This window comes from Alcaligenes phenolicus, from assembly GCF_032063905.1.
Lineage (GTDB): Bacteria > Pseudomonadota > Gammaproteobacteria > Burkholderiales > Burkholderiaceae_B > Alcaligenes > Alcaligenes phenolicus.
In genome coordinates, this window is record NZ_DAMBOE010000003.1 from 118,987 (window position 1) to 140,790 (window position 21,804).

The 21,804-nt window shown below is 56.1% G+C and carries 16 protein-coding genes; 3 read left to right on the forward strand and 13 right to left on the reverse strand.

Annotation, left to right across the window (positions count from 1 at the left end):
• Positions 1-5: 5 nt before the first annotated feature.
• From U2949_RS07115 to coaE, 5 genes are all read right to left on the reverse strand, one after another.
• The gene (locus U2949_RS07115) at positions 6-3,110 is read right to left on the reverse strand and encodes an efflux RND transporter permease subunit (RefSeq protein WP_026484446.1); all 3,105 of its coding nucleotides are present in this window, start codon (positions 3,108-3,110) and stop codon (positions 6-8) included.
• Positions 3,107-6,193: a multidrug efflux RND transporter permease subunit gene (locus tag U2949_RS07120; protein ID WP_026484447.1), complete on the reverse strand. Its 3,087-nt coding sequence runs from the start codon at positions 6,191-6,193 to the stop codon at positions 3,107-3,109. Before U2949_RS07120 ends, U2949_RS07115 begins: the two co-directional genes overlap by 4 nt.
• A gap of 3 nt (positions 6,194-6,196) precedes the next feature.
• On the reverse strand, positions 6,197-7,468 hold the full coding sequence (locus U2949_RS07125) for an efflux RND transporter periplasmic adaptor subunit (protein WP_321286906.1): 1,272 nt from the start codon (positions 7,466-7,468) through the stop codon (positions 6,197-6,199).
• Between the two features lie 222 nt (positions 7,469-7,690).
• Complete coding sequence (gene zapD / locus U2949_RS07130) at positions 7,691-8,446, reverse strand: cell division protein ZapD (protein WP_026484449.1); 756 nt, start codon at positions 8,444-8,446, stop codon at positions 7,691-7,693.
• A 50-nt stretch (positions 8,447-8,496) separates the two neighbouring features.
• On the reverse strand, positions 8,497-9,099 hold the full coding sequence (coaE, locus tag U2949_RS07135; RefSeq protein WP_026484450.1) for a dephospho-CoA kinase: 603 nt from the start codon (positions 9,097-9,099) through the stop codon (positions 8,497-8,499).
• Between the two features lie 134 nt (positions 9,100-9,233).
• Here coaE and U2949_RS07140 point away from each other — a divergent pair, with 134 nt between their 5' ends.
• Positions 9,234-9,872, forward strand: a complete 639-nt coding sequence (locus U2949_RS07140) for a hypothetical protein (RefSeq protein WP_009458742.1) — start codon at positions 9,234-9,236, stop codon at positions 9,870-9,872.
• 1 nt (position 9,873) lies between these two features.
• On the opposite strand, the gene U2949_RS07145 is transcribed toward U2949_RS07140, so the two are convergent.
• The 4 genes from U2949_RS07145 to U2949_RS07160 form a co-directional block, all read right to left on the reverse strand.
• Positions 9,874-10,149 carry a response regulator transcription factor gene (locus U2949_RS07145; protein ID WP_026484451.1) on the reverse strand — a complete coding sequence of 92 codons (276 nt, stop codon included), beginning with the start codon at positions 10,147-10,149 and terminating at the stop codon, positions 9,874-9,876.
• Positions 10,150-10,811: 662 nt separating this feature from the next.
• Positions 10,812-11,660 carry a pantoate--beta-alanine ligase gene (panC, locus tag U2949_RS07150; RefSeq protein ID WP_321286911.1) on the reverse strand — a complete coding sequence of 283 codons (849 nt, stop codon included), beginning with the start codon at positions 11,658-11,660 and terminating at the stop codon, positions 10,812-10,814.
• Positions 11,661-11,671: 11 nt separating this feature from the next.
• Positions 11,672-12,514 carry a segregation and condensation protein A gene (locus tag U2949_RS07155; RefSeq protein ID WP_009458739.1) on the reverse strand — a complete coding sequence of 281 codons (843 nt, stop codon included), beginning with the start codon at positions 12,512-12,514 and terminating at the stop codon, positions 11,672-11,674.
• Between the two features lie 45 nt (positions 12,515-12,559).
• Positions 12,560-12,751, reverse strand: coding sequence for a DUF3460 family protein (locus tag U2949_RS07160; RefSeq protein WP_009458738.1), 192 nt, complete (start codon positions 12,749-12,751; stop codon positions 12,560-12,562).
• A 76-nt stretch (positions 12,752-12,827) separates the two neighbouring features.
• Here U2949_RS07160 and U2949_RS07165 point away from each other — a divergent pair, with 76 nt between their 5' ends.
• Positions 12,828-14,261, forward strand: coding sequence for a DHA2 family efflux MFS transporter permease subunit (locus U2949_RS07165; RefSeq protein WP_035270372.1), 1,434 nt, complete (start codon positions 12,828-12,830; stop codon positions 14,259-14,261).
• Positions 14,262-14,316: 55 nt separating this feature from the next.
• Here the strand turns inward: U2949_RS07165 and U2949_RS07170 are convergent, their stop codons facing one another.
• Together U2949_RS07170 and U2949_RS07175 are read right to left on the reverse strand one after the other, a co-directional pair.
• The gene (locus tag U2949_RS07170; RefSeq protein WP_257723736.1) at positions 14,317-15,015 is read right to left on the reverse strand and encodes a B3/B4 domain-containing protein; all 699 of its coding nucleotides are present in this window, start codon (positions 15,013-15,015) and stop codon (positions 14,317-14,319) included.
• 56 nt (positions 15,016-15,071) lie between these two features.
• The gene (locus U2949_RS07175; RefSeq protein ID WP_257723737.1) at positions 15,072-15,962 is read right to left on the reverse strand and encodes a DMT family transporter; all 891 of its coding nucleotides are present in this window, start codon (positions 15,960-15,962) and stop codon (positions 15,072-15,074) included.
• A gap of 226 nt (positions 15,963-16,188) precedes the next feature.
• Between U2949_RS07175 and U2949_RS07180 the strand changes: the two genes are divergently transcribed.
• A complete protein-coding gene (locus U2949_RS07180) occupies positions 16,189-17,031 on the forward strand; it encodes an AraC family transcriptional regulator (RefSeq protein WP_321286916.1) in 843 nt (280 codons plus the stop codon).
• A gap of 128 nt (positions 17,032-17,159) precedes the next feature.
• Here U2949_RS07180 and U2949_RS07185 read toward each other — a convergent pair whose 3' ends face one another.
• Both U2949_RS07185 and metH read right to left on the reverse strand, forming a co-directional pair.
• Positions 17,160-17,999, reverse strand: a complete 840-nt coding sequence (locus U2949_RS07185) for a helix-turn-helix transcriptional regulator (protein WP_035270366.1) — start codon at positions 17,997-17,999, stop codon at positions 17,160-17,162.
• 1 nt (position 18,000) lies between these two features.
• Complete coding sequence (gene metH, locus U2949_RS07190) at positions 18,001-21,774, reverse strand: methionine synthase (protein WP_257723738.1); 3,774 nt, start codon at positions 21,772-21,774, stop codon at positions 18,001-18,003.
• Positions 21,775-21,804: the final 30 nt, after the last annotated feature.

The following is a 21,804-nucleotide window of genomic DNA, read 5'->3' on the forward strand; positions in this document are numbered from 1 at the left end:
TCAGCTTATATATTCAAAGTTGTCTGGTTCTTGCGGCGCATGAAGCGATGGCGCAAACGATCCAGATAAAGATAAACCACCGGCGTGGTGTACAAGGTCAGGATTTGACTGAGCACCAGACCACCCACAATGGTGACGCCCAAGGGCTGGCGCATTTCCACGCCGGGCCCGGAGGCCAGAATCAAAGGAATAGCACCAAAAATGGCGGACAAGGTCGTCATCATGATGGGGCGGAATCGCACCAGGCAGGCTTCGTAAATAGCTTCACGCGAGCCCATGCCGCGCTCACGCTCCATTTGCAAGGCGTAGTCCACCATCATGATGGCGTTCTTCTTGACGATGCCAATCAGCAAGAACACCCCGATCATGGCAATCAGGTTGAACTCGCCACTGGTCATCATCAGGGCCAGCAATGCTCCAATCCCGGCCGAAGGCAAAGTGGACAGAATGGTGAGCGGGTGCATATAGCTCTCGTACAACATCCCCAGCACGATATACAAAGCCACCAAGGCAGCCAGAAACATCATGGGTTGCTTGGCCAGGGCATCGAGCATCTGCGCCGTATTACCTTCAAACCCGGCCTGGATCTCACGTGTAGGAAGCTGAATGCGCGCCATAGCCTGCTCAATGGCCGCCGTTGCCTGACTGAGGGTGACGCCTTCGGCCAAACCGAAGGACACGGACTCGGCCACCAGCAAACCCATATGGTTAATGCTGCGCGGCGCGGTGCCGGTCGTAAAGCGCGTAAAGGCAGACAAAGGAACACGAGTGCCGTCTTTGGCAACGACCTCGATTTCCTTCAGGGACTCCAGATCCTGTGCAAAACGCGGCTCCACTTCCATGACTACGTAGTACTGGTTCAAGCGGCCAAAAATCGTGGAAACCTGACGCTGGGAAAAGGAGTTATTCAAGGTCCCCGCCACCATGGACATATCAATGCCCAGGCGCGTGGCCATATCGCGGTCAATTTCCAGTTGGACCAGGCCTGCCTTATCGTCCGTGCCAGTGTCCACGTCCACCAGCTCTGGCAATTCGGCCATGGCTTGCTGAACCTTGGGCAACCAGGTTTTCAACAGTTCCAGATCACTGCCCAGCAAGGAATAGTCGTAAGAGCCACTGCGCCCGCCGCCCCCGCTACCGACCGGAATATCCTGCTGCGGCACCATGAACATGCGCGCCCCCGGCGTGGTAGATAAAGGCTCGCGCAGACGATTCACAATATCCGTCGTGCTGGCCTTGCGCTCGTCCATAGGCTTGAGTTCAACCAGAATAAAGGACGAGGTGCTGCCACTGCGGCCACCAGCAAACACGGCCACCGAACGAATGTCCGGGTCCTGATTCAGGATGGAACGGAAGTATTCCAGCTTGGGCACCATGGACTGGAAGGAGGTCCCCCGGTCGACCCGGAAAAAACCCATCAACTGGCCAGTATCCTGCTGTGGGAACAGCCCCTTGGGCACTACGGCGTAGAGGTACACATTCAAGCCAATTGTGACGAACAAGGAGAACAGCATCAGTCGATGGTGCTTGAGCGCCCACCCCAATGAACGACGGTAGCCACGCCAGCTGACGCTGCCTATCCAGCCCAAAAAACGGCTGATAGGGTTGGTGGACTCATGCTCTTGCGGCCCAGGACGCAGCAGGCGCGATGACATCATGGGAGTCAGCATCAAGGAGATCACCAAGGACACCAGCACGGCGGTACACAAGGTGACGGCAAACTCCATGAACAAGCGTCCCGCCAGCCCGCCAATCAACCACAAGGGAATGAACACGGCCACCAGCGACAAGCTCATGGCTGTGACGGTAAAGCCCACCTCCCGCGTCCCGCGCAAGGCTGCCCGCATGGGGGACAAGCCTTTTTCCAGGTAACGCATAATGCTTTCCAGCACCACGATGGCGTCATCCACCACAAATCCGGTAGCGACAATCAGGGCCATCAGGGAAATGGTGTTCAACGTAAAGCCGAACAAATGCATGAAGGCAAAGGTACTGATCAAGGACGCCGGAACGGCAATGGCCGGAATTAAAGCAGCGCGCCAGTTTCGCAGGAACAGCAAGACCACCAGCACCACCAGGGCCACCGCAATAATCAGTGTCAGTTGGGCCTCTTCCAGCGTGGCGCGAATACTGGGCGTACGATCCTGAGCCACTGTCAATTGCGCCTGGGTGGGCAGCATTTCCTCGATACCAGCCAAGCGTTCACGAATGGTATTGACCGTCTCGATAATATTGGCGCCCGCCTGACGACGCACAATCAACAGCACCGCTTCCTGGTTATTCCAATAACCCATGCTGTGAATGTTTTCGACAGAGTCCTCGACCTTGGCCACATCCCCCAAACGGATAACCTGCCCATCCTGATTCTTCAGAATCAAGGGGTCAAAAAAACGTGCCTGGTTGTACTGCTTGCCCGAGTTGATCTGCCACTGGCCCTGCTCGCTTTCCAGGTAGCCATTAGGACGCAGACTGTTGGCGTTATTGATCACCGAACGCACATCGTCCAGCGCAATACCAGCCGAGGCCAATGCCTTGGGATTCAATCCCACCCGCACTGCTGGCAAAGAGCCACCGCCCACGTCTACCGAACCTACGCCCGGAATCTGTGCCAGCTTCTGCTGCACAATGCCGCTGGCCATATCAAACAGCTGGGCCTTGTTGGCCGTCTGCGAGGTCAAGGCCAGCACCATGATAGGCATGGACGAAGGGTTGACCTTCTCGTAGGTGGGCACGCTGGACATGCCCGAAGGCAACATGGGCCGGGCCTGGTTGATAGCAGCCTGCACATCGCGTGCGGCCCCTTCAATATCCCGGTCCAACTCAAATACCAGCATGATCTGGGTGGAGCCCTCGCTGCTGCGAGAGCTCATTTCCGACACCCCGGCAATAGAACCTAAAGCCTGCTCCAGTGGCGTGGCCACACTGGAAGCCATGGTTTCAGGGCTGGCACCAGGCAAATTGGCCGAAATCGCAATCACCGGGAAATCCATTTCCGGCAAAGACGCCACGGGCAAGAGTCGCAAGGCCAATGCGCCCACCAGAACCATCGCCAGTGCCAGCAGGCTGGAGCCCACTGGCCGGAAGATAAACAGCCCTAACAAGCGTTTCATGTCGACTCGCGTACCGACTTGGCGCCATTACGGGTAAAGCGGTCAAAAAACAGATAGATCACGGGAGTCGTGAACAAGGTCAGCACTTGGCTAGCCAATAGCCCGCCCACCATGACCAGCCCCAAGGGTTGACGCAGCTCTGCGCCAGAGCCGGTGGCCAGCATCAAAGGGATGGCACTGAACAAGGCCGCCAGAGTCGTCATCAAAATGGGGCGGAAACGCAGCAAGGCGGCTTGATGAATGGCTTCTTGCGGTTTCATGCCCTGCTCGCGCTGCGCCTCCAGGGCGAAGTCGATCATCATGATGGCGTTCTTTTTCACGATGCCAATCAGCAGGATGATCCCGATCACCCCCACCATGTCCAGATCCCGCCCGGCCAACAGCAAGGCAAGCAACGCCCCAATGGCAGCCGAAGGCAGGGTCGACAAAATAGTGATGGGGTGGATATAGCTTTCATACAAAACACCCAGCACGATATACATGGTCAGCACGGCGGCCAACATCAGCCACAGTGTGCTGGACAAAGAGGCATGGAAGGCCTTGGCGGCACCCAGGTAGCGGGTATCCACCGAGGATGGCATACCGATCTGGTCGGGCACGGTTTCAATGGCTTCAATGGCGTCGGACAAGGAGTAACCATCAGCCAAGTCAAAGGACACATTCACGGACGGGAACTGTCCCAAGCGCTCTACCGATAGCGTTGTGGGAACCAGCTGAATACGCGCCAGGGAAGTAATCGGCACAGGTGTACCGGCCGCTGTCATTACATGAATATTTTCCAGATCCTGGGGGCCTTGGCGATATTGATCCTTGACCTCGAGCACAACGCGGTACTGGGCAGACTGCGTGTAGATCGTGGAGATCAAACGCTGTCCGAACGCGTCGTATAGTGCATCGTCGATATTTGCCTTGGTCACGCCCACACGGGCTGCCGCATCCCGGTCAATATCCAGCAGCACTTGCAGGCCATCGTTTTGCAGGCTCATGGATGCATCTTTAATCTGCGGCAAGGCGTTGACGGCATCCAGCCAACGCGGCATCCAGGTCGTCAGCACCTCCGTTTCCGGGTCCGACAAGGCCATCTGGTACACATTACGGCTGATCTGATCGTCTACCGTCAGCTCCTGAATGGACTGCTGGTAAACCGACAAGCCGGGAATATCTTTCAGGCGCTCATCGAGCCTGGCCATGATTTCATTGGCGCTAGCCCGACCCGAGCCAATGGGTTTCAAGGCAATTTGCAGGCGGCCATTGTTCAAGGTGGCGTTCGTGCCATCTACCCCGATAAAGGACGTGACGGCTTCCACATCCGGATCTTCCAGCACAATCGCAACGGCTTGCTGCTGCAAATTCCCCATTGCGCGGAACGACGCGGTTTGCGGTCCTTGGGTAATCGCCTGAATCAGGCCGGTATCCTGTTGCGGGAAAAAACCTTTGGGGACGATCACGTACAGCAGGCCCGTCAACACCACTGTGCCCAGAGCTACCCACAAGGTCAGCGTCTGGTGGCGCAGCACGACAATCAGGCCACGGTCGTAAGCCGCAATGATGCGGTCCATCTGATCGCCCAACCAGGTCGTGAAACGGCCATACTGGCGCTCGTCCTCGGGCTTGAGCATACGCGCACACATCATGGGCGTGAGCGTCAGCGAAATGAACAGGGACAGCAGGATGGCGACGGCCAGGGTAATGGCAAACTCACGGAACAGACGGCCGATGACATCGCTCATGAACAGCAGCGGAATCAGCACTGCGATCAGGGAGATGGTCAGCGACAGCAGCGTAAAGCCAATCTGTGCCGCGCCCTTCAAGGCGGCCTGCAAGGCGGTTTCACCCTTCTCAATATAGCGGGCGATGTTCTCGATCATCACGATCGCATCATCAACCACAAAGCCGGTGGCAACCGTCAAGGCCATCAGGGTCAGGTTATTGATACTGAATCCCCACATCAGCATGATGGCAAAGGTGGCGATCAGGGAGATAGGCACGACAACGCTGGGAATCAGTGTAGCCGTCCACGTGCGCAGGAACACAAAGGTCACCAACACCACCAGCACAATGGCCAGCATCATTTCCTTTTGCACATGGTCAACCGAATCCCGAATGGTCTGGGTACGGTCCGTGGCGACTTCCACATCCACACCGACCGGCAAGGAACGGCGTATCTCGGGCAGCAGGCTTTGAATCTGGTCCACCACATCAATGACGTTAGCCCCAGGCTGACGTTGAATATTCAGCAAGATCGCAGGCACAGTCCCCATCCAGGCGGCCTGACGCACATCCTGCGCATCCCGCACGACCTTGGCCAACTCACCCAGACGCACGGCAGCACCGTCCTTGTAGCTGACGATCAGATTTTCATAATCCTGTACCGTTTTCAGTTGTTCATTGGCGCCGATGCTGGTGGAACGCTGAGGCCCATCCAGATTGCCTTTGGGCTGATTCACGTTGGCCGCGACCACCGCTTGCCGAAGGTGACTTAAGGTCAGATTGCGGACAGCCAAGGCGTTGGGATCAGCCTGAATGCGCATGGCCGGTTCCTGACCACCCGCAATGCTGACCAGACCCACGCCCGTCACCTGCGAGAGTTTTTGTGCAACCCGCACATCAATCAGGTCGCGCACCTCGTGCAGGGGCATATTGGGGGAAGTCACCGCCAAAGAAATAACCGGGGTATCAGCCGGATTGACCTTGTTATAGATAGGCGGTGCAGGCAAATCATTGGGCAGCATATTGGAGGCGGCATTAATCGCCGCCTGCACCTCTTGCTCGGCCACATCCAGTGGCAAGCCCAAATCAAACTGCAAGGTAATGCGCGATGCCCCGCCCGAGCTGGACGAAATCATCTGCGACAGGCCCGACATGCTGCCGAAGCGCCGCTCCAGCGGTGAAGTGATCAAGGCCGCCACTACATCCGGGCTAGCGCCCGGATAGAGCGTGACCACCTGAATAGTGGGGTAATCCACCTGCGGCAAAGCGGCTACGGGCAACATGCGATAGGCCAGCAAGCCGGACACCAGCAAGGCCACCATCGCCAAGGTGGTAGCCACCGGGCGCAGGATAAAGATACGCGACATGCTCACGGCTTACTCGCTTGCAGGACGTGGACGCCGACCCTCACCCGGACGTTTGCCTTGCTCTGGCTTGTCGGCGGCATCATCGGGCGCAGGCTTTTCCTTGACCTGACCATCTTGCTGCATCACCTCGACCTCCGAGCCTTCACGCAAACGGTCAGTCCCTTCAACCACCACACGATCGCCCTCTTTCAGGCCGGTTTTAATCAAGGTCAATTCCAGCGTGGCCGTACCCAATTCCACCACCTGGATATGGACCTTGTCCTCGGCATCCAGGGTGTACACATACGTGCCCACCGAACCCCGTTGCACCGCGTGCGATGGGATCAACAGACCTTGCTCCTGGCCCAAAAAGACACGGGAATTGACGAACTGATTAGCAAACAAGGTTTCATCGGCATTATCAAATTCGGCCTTTACTTTCAGCGTGCCGGTATTGATGTCGATCTGATTATCCAGTGCCTGCAAACGTCCCTTGTCCGACAAGAGCTGACCCTTGCTGTCGATCAGGGACACACGCAAAGGCGATTCGCTTTGCTTCATGGCTTCCAGCAGGCTGCTCAATTGATTCTGCGGCAAGGAGAACTCCACGCCTATGGGATCTGTCTGAGTAATGACAACAATGCCATCAGTACTACCGGCAGACACCAGATTGCCCTGATCCAGCTTGCGCAAACCCAGGCGACCATCCAAAGGCGCCGTGATGCGAGTGCGATCCAGCTGGACCTGCGCACGGGCCACCTCTGCTTGATTGGATTTGATTTGTGCCTGCAGTTGCTGAACGGCCGTTTCCTTGGTTTCCAAAGCCTGGCGAGCAATAGAATTCTGTTGAAACAGGACGCGGTGGCGGGCCAGTTCCTGCTGCGCCCCTTTTAGCTGGGCCTGATTCTGCGCCAATTGGCCGCGCGCCTGATCCAGCTGCACCTGATAAGTACGCGGATCAATCTCGGCCAGCAAATCGCCAGCCTTCACACGTTGGCCGTCCTTGAAGTGGATGCGTTCGAGCACGCCATCAACTTCACCGCGCACGGCGACTGTTTGCAAAGGTTTGACCGTGGCAATCGCATTGACCGTTTGATCGATCAGGCCTTCCTTGACCGTGGCCACCTGCACCGGGACTTTAGTCGCCCCCATCATGCCGCGAGACCCGCGCATGGGAGTGGACGTACTGGAAGGGGAAGACAGGGCGTAATAAACGAGGCCTGCTGTCACCAGCAGCCCTACCACCACCCAGACATAGAAGGATCGGGACCGCCGACCTCTGCCTGTGTTCAACTCCGACATGAATACTCCCCGGCTAAAACTTGATTGTCTCTATGCACGGTCTAAATAAGCGTTTAAGCACTACCGATCGTGACGGCGACACGCATTATGCAGCCAAAACACGATAGCAATTAGTTTCAAACGATAAAGAGATACAAGCGCTGACAAAACCGCATCCCTGCTAGACCACGCTGGCACAGCAAGTATAAAAGCGGCAGTCTGAACCTTATATGAACAGCGTTTTCAGCCGAAGTTGCAACGGGCCAGCCTGAAAGGGATATCCCCCGTCACGGCCTGCGGTTTCAATTGATTATCTTGCTGCACAAAGCGTATCCAGATGACGTAGCGGTTAGCGCTCATTTCCGGATAGATGCACGCACCGGCGTCCACCCACACTCGCAGCAACTGGAAGGTCTTGCCTGCCAGCATTTCTTGATAGGATCCGTCACGGGCCAGTTGGTCTGCCGAGTCACCCGACTGGCGCAGCAAGCGCAAAATCAAGGCCAGACCTTGATACAGTGGCAGGAAAGACTCCGACCAGCGGCGCAAATCCTGGACACGATCGGCATCAGGGCGCTGTTGCCAGGAATAATAAGAAGGCATGTCCACCTGGGACGTGCCACCGGGCACAGCAACCCGGCCCCGCAAACTGGCCAACCATTCATTTTCACGCAAGCCCTGCCCCACCCTCCCCTGGGCCGAGAGGTCAGCAGAAGCGCGCACAATTTGTTCAATCATCTTGTCCAGCGCCTGCAGCTGAACACCGGGGTGTTCACGCAGCGCAGCCAGCGCCACGCGCTGACGCTCCAGATCTTGAAGAACAGCAGAACGCAAATCGGTTCGATCCGAGATGTCCAGTAAATCAAACAAAGTCGCTACAGCGATCTGATGCGAGTACGCATCCTGGTTGGCCGAAAAATGAAACAGCCTATCGAACAAGTATTCGACTCTCAGTAAAGCCCGGACACGCTCATTGCAGGGGTATTCGTATAGAGTCACGCGTTTAAAAACCTTTTTCTGTCGACTGGAGGGTCAGACACGTCGTGTTGTCAGGCAGTCAGGGCACACCAGCGTTGGTGTACGGCTCGCGCCCGCTCTTCCAACAGGGGCAAAGTCGTCTGCCCGTCATTCAGAACCACGTCGTCGGCCACATCCAGGCGCTGCTGACGTTGCGCCTGTGCTGCCATGATACGTTCAATTGTGGCCACTGCCAGCCCGTTGCGCTTTTGAACACGCGCGATCTGGGTCGCTTCATCACAATCTACAACGCAAATCCGGTCCACACGGTCTCGCCATCGTCCTGATTCCACCAGCAAGGGTACAACCACAACAAGATAACATCCTTGCGCTTTCAAGGTCTGTGCTTTTGTTACGTTCCAAATCAGGGGATGAATGATCGCCTCGAGTCGATGACGGGCATCAGGATCGGCAAATACACAGGCCCGCATCCAATCCCGGTCCATGGAACCATCCGCGGCCAAGGCCTGTGCCCCAAAGGCAGCGCGAATCGGCTCAATGGCCAGACCACCGGGCGCGGTCAACTCATGCGCGATGACATCCGTATCCACAACAGCCGCCCCCCAAGAGGCAAAAAAATTGGCCACCTGGCTTTTGCCCGATCCAATTCCACCGGTCAGCCCAATTGTCAGCATGCGCAATCCACGGATAAAAAACAAAACTGTAACGTACCCGCGCCAATCCTCCTACCCTGAATAGGCCTGATACTGTCCCGCCGCCCCTGGTCTAGCGTAGAATTCAGGTATCAACCAGTCCACGGAAGCCCGCCATGTCTTTCACCAAGATTTCCCCCCTGCGTTCCCTTACCTTGCTTTCGGTCGTTTTGCTGGCAGCATGTGCCCAGGCACCCGTTCAGCCTACCCCCAACGAAGGTCGTGACTCCACCCAGAAAGACGCTCTGCGCCAAGCGCAAGGTAGCGGCACCGCACGTGCCCCCTCGCAAATCAATTTAGGCTTCGGTAACCAGGAAGGCCTGCACGCCATTACACCGGCCCGCGCCCAGCAGCCTGCCGCCATGGTCGACCGTAGCGTTCCAGAGCTGGCCGAGCCCAAAACCTTTCTGGGCACCCTGTCCTGCCCACCACAAGGCGGCGCATGTGAGCCCTACAAAATCAGCGTAACCCTGGCTCCTGCCGGCCAATGGCGCTTGCGTGCCACCCCGCTGGGTGCTGGCGAAGAACACCGCATGAGCGGCTGCTGGGTACCTATCGGCACACAGCCTACCCGCATCGCTTTGCTGGCCAACAACGACTCGACCTTGGCCGATCTGAGCTTTGTGAACAACAACGTACTGCGCATTCACACCTTTAACCAGCAACGCCCTACGCTGGAGAGCCATCTGACTCGCCAAGCCGACATCGACCCGATCAGCGAGCTGGACGGCCAGGCCACTCCCGCCTGCCGCTAATCTAAGGCATAGACAGGCTGCCCACCAGGCTGGGTGGCAGCATATCGCGCAAGCCCGGCTCGCTAAATACAAAGCGGGTCAATTCAACCGCATTGCGCACGCGTAATTTCTGAAAAACGCGTGCCCGATGCGCCTCCACCGTACGCTGGGAAATCGCCAATTCAGCCGCAATCACCTTGTTCGCCTTGCCGATGGCGATATAAGACAGCACGTCGCGCTCGCGCGGAGTCAGACTTTCAAACAGCACAGAGGCGGGCAAATGACTATTCAATACCATGTCAGTCTCGTATATCTGTACCAGGCGAACAGGCCGCCTGCGATGTGAAAAATCAACCATAGACAGAGTTTGTCATTTTAGGCAGGGACTACGCGACTGTTAACTTGTACGGGCTGCTTTTGTCACAGGACTAATATAGATACCCGGTTTTCAATGCGTCGGAAAACCATCTTTTTACGCCTCAAATTGGGGATAAACGCAGTCAAAACTGCTGCCTCACCTCCCCAAGAAACACAACAATCACCTAGGTCCCCCCCCGATCGGTCAAACACCCCACCACAACACAACAAACCCAGCCCCATAAACTGCCAGCAGAGATGAGCATTCACGGCCATGAGCCACTCTGACGCGCAGCTCTGGAGGGCGGCTGACTACTTGCCGGTGCTGTGCACCGGTGCCCTTGTCGAGAGATAGCGCAGGGATGCAAGCAGTCTGAATCGCCGCCCCCCTGAGCTGCGCGTCAGAGTGGCGTCTTACTGAGTCCCTCCCTGGCATGAGGGGGCCTGAACTGCCCCCCCAACCAAAGCACCAGAAAAAGACAAAGACAAAGACAAAGACAAAGACAAAGACAAAGACAAAGACAAAGACTGCAAAATCGAACCACGCAGATATAAAAAAAGCACAGTAAAAACTGTGCTTTTCTCACCAAACAACACAAGAAATCAGGCTTTAACCATTTCCAGGTTGTCGATCAAACGCGTCGCGCCCAATTTGGCAGCAGCCAATGCCACCAACGGTTCACCAGCTGCAATTTGCTCTGGCGTTGGTTCCAGCAAATCCGACTGACGACGCAAGGCCATATAGTCCACCTTCCAGCCCAGATCCGTCATCTTCTTGGTCGCATAAGCCTCGATCTCCTCGCGGCTTTGACCTTGCTGCAAACGCTCATTCATTTCCTGCAGTGTGTAATAAATCTGCGGAGCCTGGGCGCGTTCCTCGGGACTCAAATAGCGATTACGCGAAGACATGGCCAAACCATCCTCTTCCCGCACCGTCTCGTGAGCCAGAATCTCTACCGGCAGCTGGAACTGGCGTACCATCTGGCGCACCACCATCAACTGCTGATAATCCTTCTTCCCAAATACAGCCACACGCGGCTGCACACAGGAAAACAGCTTCAGCACAACCGTACACACACCTTCAAAGAAGTCGGGACGGAAGTGGCCTTCCAGAATGCGGCCCAAATGATCAGGCGGGCTGACGCGAAAACTCTGTGGCTCGGGGTACATCTCGCGCTCCGAAGGAGCAAACAAGACATACACATCGCGCTCCTGCTCCATCTTGGCCGCATCTTCCTGCAAGGTGCGCGGGTAACGATCAAAATCCTCGTTAGGGCCAAACTGCAGTCGGTTCACAAAAATACTGGCCACCACCGGATCGCCATGCTGACGAGCCAACTTCATCAAGTCCAGGTGAGCTCGATGCAGATTCCCCATGGTTGGAACAAATGCCACGCGTGTCTGGCCCTGGAGCTGATCGCGCAGTTCTTGGATGTTATGGACGACTTTCAAAAAATTCTCCGCTACGGAATAAGATCAGGCCCATCGGCCTGCGCTCGAATATAAGTCAGGCGCAAATAAATAGGAGCGTAGGGCTCGGCCTGCGTGATTTCAAGCAGTGACTCTCGTGCCAATTCCAGCATCGCCAGAAAATGCACGACAAGCACCGCCGCCGGATCACCCTGATCCAGGCGTTCATTAAACAGCTCTGTAAATTCCATGAAGCGTACATGCTGCAAACGTCGCAGAATCTGGCTCATGTGATCGCGCACCGACAACTGCTCACGCGTAATCTTGTGACTGGCATTGAGCTTGGCACGCTTCAAGATGCCCAGCCAGGCCTCGCGCAAATCATCCGCATTCACTTCCGGCGGAATGGCCTCAATAACCAGTTCGGCCTGGGCATTGGCCAGCAGATAGTCGCGCCCCATCAAGGGTAGCTCGTCCAGACGACGCGCGCCTTCCTTCATGCGCTCGTATTCCAGCAGACGGCGTACCAGCTCGGCACGCGGATCATCCACCTCTTCGCCCGTGTCAGCGCGCCGCACTGGCAGCAACATGCGGGATTTAATCTCGATCAGCAGCGCGGCCATCAAGAGATACTCCCCCGCCAGTTCCAGATTGGTGGCGCGGATCTGCTCCACATAGGCCAGATACTGCCCGGTGACCTGGGCCATCGGAATATCCAGCACATTGAAGTTTTGCTTGCGGATCAGATACAGCAACAGATCCAGCGGGCCTTCAAAGGCGTCCAGAAATACTTCAAGCGCATCAGGCGGAATATACAGATCCTGAGGGATCGCAAACAGCGGCTCACCATAAAGACGCGCCAGCACATCCTCGGGCTGAGGAGCTGGCGTATCCACAACAGTCTGCTGTGCGATCTCAGTCACAGGCGCAGGTGTACAGATTTAGTTGTTTTCGTAGTACACGTAAGGTTTCTGAGGCGTGCGAGCAGCCTTGTAACCGTCTTGCAGTTCCTGGTCAATCTGCTTGTCCCACAGACGATAACGGCCTTCACGCTGCCGTGCTTCGGTATCCGCGTTCTGCTCTTTATACTGTTTAAGAAACTGGGTAATTTCGGATTCGAAATTCTTTGCCATAATACCTGTACGCCTAAATAAATTGGATAACAGAAAAGTTTGAGTTTACTGCACCGCACACCAGAGAGTTCGCCGCATGGCATCTGAACAGACCGAAGCCGCCAAACCGGCGACCATGTCCCCTCAAGAGCGTCGAGCCATACGCATTATTCCCTACATTGTGGGATGTGCATTGTTCATGCAAATGCTGGACTCTACGGTTGTAGCCACTGCCCTGCCCACGATGGCCTTGTCGCTGGATACCAGCGTCATCCGCATGAATACCATCATTACCAGCTACCTGCTGGCCGTGGCGGTATTCGTTCCAATCAGTGGATGGGCTGCAGACCGCTTTGGTGCTCGCAAGGTGTTCCTGGCCGCCATTCTACTCTTTACCGCCAGTTCTGTTGCATGTGCCCTGTCCCAGACCCTGTCACAACTGATCATTTCCCGCGTGATACAAGGCATGGCCGGAGCCATGATGGTGCCGGTGGGACGCATTATCTTACTGCGGCGCGTCCCTAAAGATGAGCTTTTAAGCGCTATGGCGGTGCTGACCTTGCCTGCCTTGCTGGGCCCCATCATCGGCCCGCCCGTGGGTGGTTTTTTAGTCACGTACGCCAGCTGGCACTGGATTTTCCTGATCAACATCCCCGTTGGCATACTGGGCATTGCCCTGGTGCTGCGCTATATCCGCGAAGACTACCCCACAGAGCGCCCGCCCCTGGACTGGCTGGGCTTTATCTTGAGCGCCATCTGTCTGGCCACTCTGGTGACCAGCTTCGAGAACGTAGGCCATGGCACCCTGGGCTGGGATACCTTGGGCTGGCTGACACTGGCCGGCCTGGTCGCTGGCGCATGGTACGTCTGGCACTCCCGGCAAGTTGCCTACCCAATCATTGATTTGTCCTTGCTGCGCACCAAAACCTTTGCCATTTCCGTGCTGGGCGGCAATCTGTGTCGTTTCTCGCTAGGCGCTGCGCCATTTCTGTTGGCCATCATGCTGCAAACCAACTTTGGCATGAGCGCATTATCGGCGGGTCTGATCACCTTTACCGGTGCCATCGGTGCCTTGGGGATGAAACTGGTGGCCCCACCCATCATCCGGCGTTACGGTTTTCGCAAAGTCCTGATCGTCAACGCCTGGTTGACGGGCCTGTTCATCGCCCTGTGTGCCATGTTCCAGGCCACCACGCCCATGTGGCTCATGATTGCTGTCCTGACCGCAGGCGGTTTTTTCCGCTCCCTGCAGTTCACCGCAGTCAACACCCTGACCTACGCCGACCTGGATTCTGAAGCCATGAGCCAGGCCAGCAGTTTTGCCGCCATGGCGCAGCAACTGGCTATCAGTCTGGGGGTGGCATGTGCAGCGGTAACGCTGAATGTCAGTATGGCATTGCGCGGAGCCAGCAGTGTGGAGACTCAGGATACGATCTGGGCCTTTCTGATTCTGGGTGCTATTACGGCCATCTCCAGCCTGTCCTTTGCCCGGCTGTCAGCCAGTGATGGTGAGTCTTTGCAGAAGAAGTAGGCCTATTCAAGAACCGTCCTATAGCTCGTCCAGCATGCTTGTTCTATCAGGAGTGCTACGCAAAGAACTCAAAGCGCCTGCATGACCGACTCAGCATCTGGGCGCTCTGAATCGACACACCCAACTCAGCCGCACGTATCGTGATGCGTTCGTGCAAGGCCTCCAGATCTTCATAAGCCCGCTCATGTAATGCCTCCGCGACGACCAGTACCGTATCTGACTCTTTAGAGACCACGGACTGAGCCCCCTGCCGGAAAACCCAGCGACGTGAGTGCGCATGGTTGGCCTCATCGGCAAACACAATCTCGTCTTCTGTTGGATGTTCGACCTCACCCTGAAAGGTTCGGTAAATCTCCGTACCATCGGCAGGCCGAACTGTGATGCCTCCAGAAATATGGGCGCAGTCAAATGCCGCAATCGGAATGGCTGCCTGCATGGACTCTGCGTTCAAAGTATCGATCAAGGGATGAAAGCCAGGCAGGTGTCCGTCTTTACGAAAGCGACGCAGCAATGCCTCAACCGCACAGCGGTATTGGGTCGGCTTCATGCCAATCTGGGAATAAGCCTGACGCCAGGCCTGAATAGACGGGAGTTCGCTCTCCGGCCCCTGCTCCAGCAACTGGCCAACCCTCGTAAATGTGCTGTTCAGGGCATCGTTTTGGAGTTTAGCTACCCTCACCCCTTGTAAAACCAGGACCAATGCCGTCAGCCTCGGAAAGCGGTTCCACACAGTGTCAGAATGATTGAAGTACATGGTATGCAGGGCACCTTTCGCCAATTGAAAATGTGAAATACAGGCAAGCACACTGCCTATTGCGTCAGTGCGGTTCGTGCTCGGGTTCGCTCCGGGAAGGTCAACACAAAAATGGCAAGAATGACCGTGGCAACACCCACAATCTGTACCCACCCAATCTGCTCCCCTAAAACCAGCGCTGCCAGGGTGACGGCTGTCAAAGGAGCCACCGCCGTAAATACAGACGCTTCGCTGCCACTGACCCGCGCTGCCCCGCCATACCACAGCAAAAACCCTGCAACAGTAGGGACAAGCGCATACCAAACCACTGCGCCTATCGCTGCGGCATCTGGCATAGAAAGCGGTAATTCAAGAAAAGCAAAGGGCAAGGACACCAGCAGGCCCAGACCTGTCATCGTGGTGGCCTGCAATAAAGGCCGCAGCGGCACGGGGATGCGTTTGTTAAGCAAAATGAATGCGCTCTCGCAAACCACTGCCCCCAGGATGTACAACATGCCAATCGACGAACTCGGGCCGGTTCCTTTCCAGACCACTGCCATGACACCCAAGGTCGCCAGCACGACGCTGATCAGCAGCCTTAGCCCTGGCCGCTCGCCCAGGACGATCACGGAGAAGAGCGCAGACACAGCGGGCAATGTGCCGATGATTACGCCCGCATCAGCCGCCGACAAATGGGACAAGCCTGCTATCAGTAAGGTCGTATAGCCAACACTGCCCGCCCCGGCCTGAAGCAGCAACAGTACCCAGTCCCGGAACAACAGCTTGGGCCACCGCTCTCGCTGCCAGAACATCAGGGCAAGCAAAGCCGGCAAGGCAAGCGCAAAACGAAGTGCCGTTGCCAAAAAAGCAGGCATGTTGCCAGCGATCAGCTTGGAGGCAATGACAGTCGATCCAACCGTCATCATGGCCAAGGACAGCAATACATATCCAAGTGTGCGACTTGACATCTTTTCCTCTAGGACGCAAATCAATTCACGTAGTAACTTGGTATTTAATAGTATTGATCAAGAAAAATCTTGAACGATATTGCAAGGAAACAGAAAATCCGCAGGCATCAAGAGGGAGCACTATTTTTTTGATAAAAACAAAAATAGAAAACGACTAGAATAATCATTTCCCCACTCATCCAGGAACACGAAGTGCGCTCTTAGAAAATCAAAGGAAATATCCCAAATGAAGGTCAGTAAGCAATTCAGAGCGAAGGTATGCGGGCAGACAGATATCGTCGCTGTTGAAGCGATGTCCAGCCAATCGTTTGGTCGGCATACTCACGATCAGTTTGGGATAGGGGTGCTGGTCAGCGGAGCTCAGGACTCAGCCAGTGGTCGCGGACAGGTACGAGCGACCAACGGCAACATGATTACCGTCAACCCGAATGAAGTTCACGATGGAAGACCCGTAGACGGCAAGGCAAGAACCTGGCGCATGCTGTATCTGGACCCAGAGCTGATCGCCCAGTTTGCCCAGTCCATGGGGCATAGCGCCGGGGTGGAGTTTATCCACCCTGTTCTTGGCGACACCTCGGCGGTCATGGCATTCAAGCGCCTGTACGTGGCATTAACCGATCCAAAGCGCGAGCCCAAGCAAGGACTGATAGATGAAATTGCGGAGCAGGAGCTTTTTCAAATTCTGGTGCCACTGCTTGGAAATAATCAGCCCACGGAAGCAGAGATTCTATCTGCCGAGTTAGCCAGAGCCAAAGCTCGTCTTGATGCTCACCCGGAAATCCCGGTCTCACTTAATGAACTGGCAACGGAGGCCGGTTTAAGCCGATTCCAATTTCTAAGGGCGTTCAAGGCGGTGACGCAATTGCCGCCTCATGCGTATCGACTACAGCGTCAGCTGCAAATGGCACGCCGCCTGATCATGCAAGGACACACCTTACTGCAAGCGTCTCTTTTATCGGGTTTTGCAGATCAAAGCCACTTAACCCGCCATTTCGTCTCAAGTTATGGCCTGACGCCCGGCTCCCTCTCTCAATCTCGCAAAATGCAGTCTTTTTCGGCGCTCAAGTAATTGAGGGGAATCCGATAATTAATTCAAGACGGCAAATCAAGAATCAATAATTTTGATAATTTATTTTATTGAAAAAATTTGATTGGCAATAAAATTAATCTTTAAAAATAAATAATAAGGAAGCCAATTTAAACCGGCTTATCCTCATCCTCCAGCAACATCACCAGCTTGCAATCCGGCCGTATCGCCAGGCGAAAGGTAAATTGCTGAAAGCGGCGCACTCCCTGGCTGGGGTGCCGGAAATCCCGCAAGCCGCCCTCCCGCTCCACCACGGTCTGGCGTCCCCACCAGAAAGCGAATACCTGACTTTGCTGCGCCAACTCCTGGATCAAAGCCTGTATATCGGCCTCGTCCGCATGGGCGCCTACGTCAGCACGGAACTCGGCCACGACGCGGCTGGCGCGCTGCTCCCAGTCCACCACCAGCTCCCGCGCTGCGGGGTCCAGGAAGATATAACGCAGCAGATTGGGCTGCTCGCTACGGTCGGGCCAGCCGTCAAACAAGCCCAGCAAGGCTTCGTTGCGGGCCAGTACGTTCCAGCTGCGGTCCAGAATGTAAGCCGGGGCGGAGATGCTATCGACGCATGCGCTCAGGCCTTGCGGCAAAGGTTGAATATCGCCCTGCCAATGCTCGGGATCGGCGCAGTCGGCCAGTTCAAACAGGTAGTGGCGCTCGGCCCGGGCCAGTTTCAGGACCGTTGCCAGGCGGGCGCAGACCGTGGGGGACACGGTAACGTCGCGACCCTGCTCGATCCAGGTGTACCAGGTGGTACTGATATCGCACAGCTGCGCCACTTCCTCGCGACGCAAACCAGGAGTGCGACGGCGCACACCGGGGGCCAGCCCCAGGTCTACAGGCTGGATACGCTCGCGTGCATTACGCAAAAATCGTCCCAAAGCCTGACGCCGGGTTTGAGAGGCGCTCTCGGCGCCGCCCGGATTAGCCCCTGCTGGCCCCGTCGTTCCCATATCAGCCTAATACGCCCGACAAGGTGCGGCGTACGTCTTCTTCCGTACGACCACTGCGCTGGATATAGTCTTGCAACTGGTCTTCACCAATATTGCCCACGTTGAAGTACTTGGACTGCGGATGGCTGAAGTAGAAGCCCGACACACTGGAAGCCGGAATCATGGCGTAGCTGTCGGTGATGAACATCTCGATGTCTTCACACTGCAGGACACGGAACATATCGTGCTTGACCACGTGCTCCGGGCAGGCCGGATAGCCGGGTGCAGGACGAATGCCCTGGTATTTCTCGTCGATCAGCTCTTCGTTGGACAGGCGCTCGTCGGTGACATAGCCCCACAAGTCGGTACGTACGCGAGCATGCAGACATTCGGCAAAGCCCTCGGCAAAACGGTCGCCCAGTGCCTTGATCATCAAGTCCGAGTAATCGTCGCCGGCAGCCTGGAAGCGCTCGGACAGTTTGTCTACGCCAATCCCGCCAGTAACCGCAAACATGCCGATGTAATCGGCCACGCCGCTTTCTTTCGGAGCAATGTAGTCAGCCAGACACTTGCTATCCACACCTTCACGCTTGACGCCTTGCTGTCGCAGGTTGCGCCAGGTGAACAGGACTTCGCTGCGCGATTCGTCCGAGTAGACCTCGATATCTTCGCCATTGACGGTGTTGGCGGGGTAGAACGCAATCACACCGTTTGCCGTCAACCAGCGTCCTTCAATGACTTTCTTCAACATGGCCTGCCCTTCGGCAAACAGCGTCTTGGCCTGCTCGCCCACCACCTTGTCTTCCAGAATGGCCGGATACTTGCCGAACAAGCTCCAAGTCTGGAAAAACGGCGTCCAATCGATGAACTGGGCAATATCGGCCAAGTCGTAGTTTTTGAAGGTGCGGCGGCCAATGAATTTAGGGCGTGGCGGCACGTAAGTGGACCAGTCAATGGCAGGCTTGTCTTCGCGCGCTTTTTCCAGCGAAATCAAAGGCGTGGCTTTGCGATTGGCATGGCGCTGGCGCACTTGCTCGTATTCCTCGCGCACTTCAGCCAAAAACTCTTCCACATTGTCTGATACCAATTGGGTAGCCACACCCACGCATCGGCTGGCGTCCGGAGTATAGATAACCGGGCCGTCGTAATGCGGGGCGATCTTCACCGCCGTATGTACGCGGCTGGTGGTTGCGCCGCCAATCATCAAAGGAATATTGCGTTCACGGAAGTACGGGTCGCGCTGCATCTCGGAGGCGACATAGGCCATTTCTTCCAGGCTGGGGGTGATCAAGCCGGACAGGCCCACAATATCGGCCTCCACTTCCTTGGCCTTGGCGAGGATCTCGGCACAAGGCACCATCACGCCCATATTGACCACTTCAAAGTTATTGCACTGCATCACAACGGACACAATGTTCTTGCCGATGTCGTGCACGTCGCCCTTCACCGTGGCAATCACCATACGGCCTTTGGAGCGCACGTCACCACCCGCAGCCTCGATCTGGCGCTTTTCTTCTTCGATAAAGGGAATCAGGTGAGCCACGGCCTGTTTCATCACACGCGCGGATTTCACCACTTGCGGCAGGAACATTTTGCCCTGACCGAACAAGTCACCCACCACGTTCATGCCGTCCATCAAAGGACCTTCAATCACGCTGATGGGGCGGCCGCCCTGAGCGTCGATTTTCTGCCGGACTTCTTCGGTGTCTTCCACGATGAAGCTGGTAATGCCATGCACCAAAGAGTGGATCAGGCGCTGCTCAACCGTAGTTTCGCGCCAGCTCAGATCTTCCTCTTTCTTGGCGCCGGAGCCTTTGACGCTCTCGGCCATTTCCACCAGACGCTCGGTAGGGGTGCGTTCGTCCGCCGGATCGGTTTTGCCTTTGGGTTCGGCCCGGTTCAGGATCACGTCTTCAATCAGATCGCGCAGATGCGGCTCGATATCGGCGTACACGCCCAGCTGACCGGCATTCACAATACCCATGGTCAGGCCTTCCTGGATCGCGTAGTACAGGAAGACGGTGTGAATAGCCTCGCGCATGGCTTCGTTGCCACGGAAGGAGAAACTGACGTTGGAAATACCGCCCGACAAGCGTGCGTGCGGCAGATTCTTGTGAATCCAGCCCACACCGCGAATAAAGTCCAGACCGTAAGTCGCATGTTCGTCCATGCCGGTAGCAACAGCAAAGACGTTGGGGTCGAAAATAATATCCTCTGGCGGGAAGCCAACCTCATCAACCAGCAAGCGGTAGGCGCGTTCGCAAATTTCTACCCGACGCTCGTAACTATCGGCCTGACCTTGCTCGTCAAACGCCATCACAACAATGGCGGCTCCGTATTTACGGCACAGACGGGCATGTTCCAGGAAAGGCTCAATGCCCTCTTTCATGGAAATCGAGTTCACGATGGCCTTGCCTTGAACGCAACGCAAACCCGTTTCGATCACATCCCACTTGGAGCTGTCGATCATGATGGGCACGCGGGCAATATCCGGCTCGGAGGCAATCATGTTCAGGAAACGATGCATACAGGCTGCCGAGTCCAGCATGCCTTCGTCCATATTGATGTCGATAATCTGTGCACCGTTTTCCACCTGCTGACGGGCCACCGACAAGGCTTCTTCGTAGTTTTCTTGCTGAATCAGGCGCAAGAAAGCCTTGCTGCCCGTGACGTTGGTACGTTCACCCACGTTCACAAACAGGGTTTCTTCGTCAATATTCAGTGGTTCCAGACCCGACAAACGGGTTTTGACAGGAACTTCAGGAACAATGCGGGGAGGCAGCTTGCGGCACAGCTTGGCAATGGCGGCAATGTGCTCTGGCGTCGTGCCACAGCAGCCACCCACCATATTCACCAAACCGGCTTGCGTGAACTCTTGCAGCAGGCTGGACGTATCGGCAGGTGTTTCATCAAAGCCGGTCTCTGCCATGGGGTTGGGCAGGCCAGCGTTAGGGTAGACACACACATAGGTGTCACAAATTTTGGACAGCTCAGCCACGTAGGGACGCATCAAGGCGGCACCCAGGGCGCAGTTCAGGCCAATCGTAATCGGACGGGCATGACGCATGGAGTTCCAGAAGGCCTCCACGGTCTGACCAGACAAGATACGGCCCGAGGCATCCGTGACCGTGCCCGACACCATCACCGGAACACGCTCGCCGCGTTCATCAAAGACGGTTTCCAGAGCAAACACAGCTGCTTTGGCATTAAGCGTGTCAAAGACGGTTTCGATCAGCAGAATGTCAACGCCACCATCCAGCAAGGCACGGACCTGTTCGGTGTAGGCCACACGCAGTTGCTCAAAGGTGACGTTACGGGCGGCCGGGTCATTCACATCCGGCGAAATAGAAGCCGTCTTGGGCTGCGGGCCCAAGGCACCAGCCACAAAACGCGGCCATTCAGGTGTACTGAAGGCATCGCGCGCCTGACAGGCCAGTTGGGCAGAAGCCAGGTTCAGGTCATAGCTGATGCCCTGCAAATCGTAGTCACCCTGGGCAATATCCGTTGCACCAAAGGTATTGGTGCTGATGACGTCGGCGCCGGCGGACAGATATTTCTCGTGAATTTCGCGAATGATGTCCGGGCGTACCAGCGACAGCAATTCATTATTGCCCTTCACATCCTTGTGATGATCCGCAAAGCGCTCGCCCCGGAAATCGGCCTCGCCCAATTTGTAACGCTGAATCATGGTGCCCATCGCACCGTCCAGAATCAGAATTTGCTGCCCCAAACGACGCGCAAACTCGGCACCACGCGTATAGGCAGAGATCGGATAAGGCAAGGCAGGATAAGACACTAAAAGCTCCGTAACACGAAACGGGACATT

Excerpts from the sequence above, each read along its gene's own strand:
- U2949_RS07115 (WP_026484446.1), bottom strand. The coding sequence starts at position 3,110 with ATGAAACGCTTGTTAGGGCTGTTTATCTTCCGGCCAGTGGGCTCCAGC.
- U2949_RS07125 (WP_321286906.1), bottom strand. The coding sequence starts at position 7,468 with ATGTCGGAGTTGAACACAGGCAGAGGTCGGCGGTCCCGATCCTTCTAT.
- coaE (WP_026484450.1), bottom strand. The coding sequence starts at position 9,099 with ATGCTGACAATTGGGCTGACCGGTGGAATTGGATCGGGCAAAAGCCAG.
- U2949_RS07140 (WP_009458742.1), top strand. The coding sequence starts at position 9,234 with ATGTCTTTCACCAAGATTTCCCCCCTGCGTTCCCTTACCTTGCTTTCG.
- U2949_RS07145 (WP_026484451.1), bottom strand. The coding sequence starts at position 10,149 with ATGGTATTGAATAGTCATTTGCCCGCCTCTGTGCTGTTTGAAAGTCTG.
- U2949_RS07160 (WP_009458738.1), bottom strand. The coding sequence starts at position 12,751 with ATGGCAAAGAATTTCGAATCCGAAATTACCCAGTTTCTTAAACAGTAT.
- U2949_RS07165 (WP_035270372.1), top strand. The coding sequence starts at position 12,828 with ATGGCATCTGAACAGACCGAAGCCGCCAAACCGGCGACCATGTCCCCT.
- U2949_RS07170 (WP_257723736.1), bottom strand. The coding sequence starts at position 15,015 with ATGTACTTCAATCATTCTGACACTGTGTGGAACCGCTTTCCGAGGCTG.
- U2949_RS07175 (WP_257723737.1), bottom strand. The coding sequence starts at position 15,962 with ATGTCAAGTCGCACACTTGGATATGTATTGCTGTCCTTGGCCATGATG.
- U2949_RS07180 (WP_321286916.1), top strand. The coding sequence starts at position 16,189 with ATGAAGGTCAGTAAGCAATTCAGAGCGAAGGTATGCGGGCAGACAGAT.
- U2949_RS07185 (WP_035270366.1), bottom strand. The coding sequence starts at position 17,999 with ATGGGAACGACGGGGCCAGCAGGGGCTAATCCGGGCGGCGCCGAGAGC.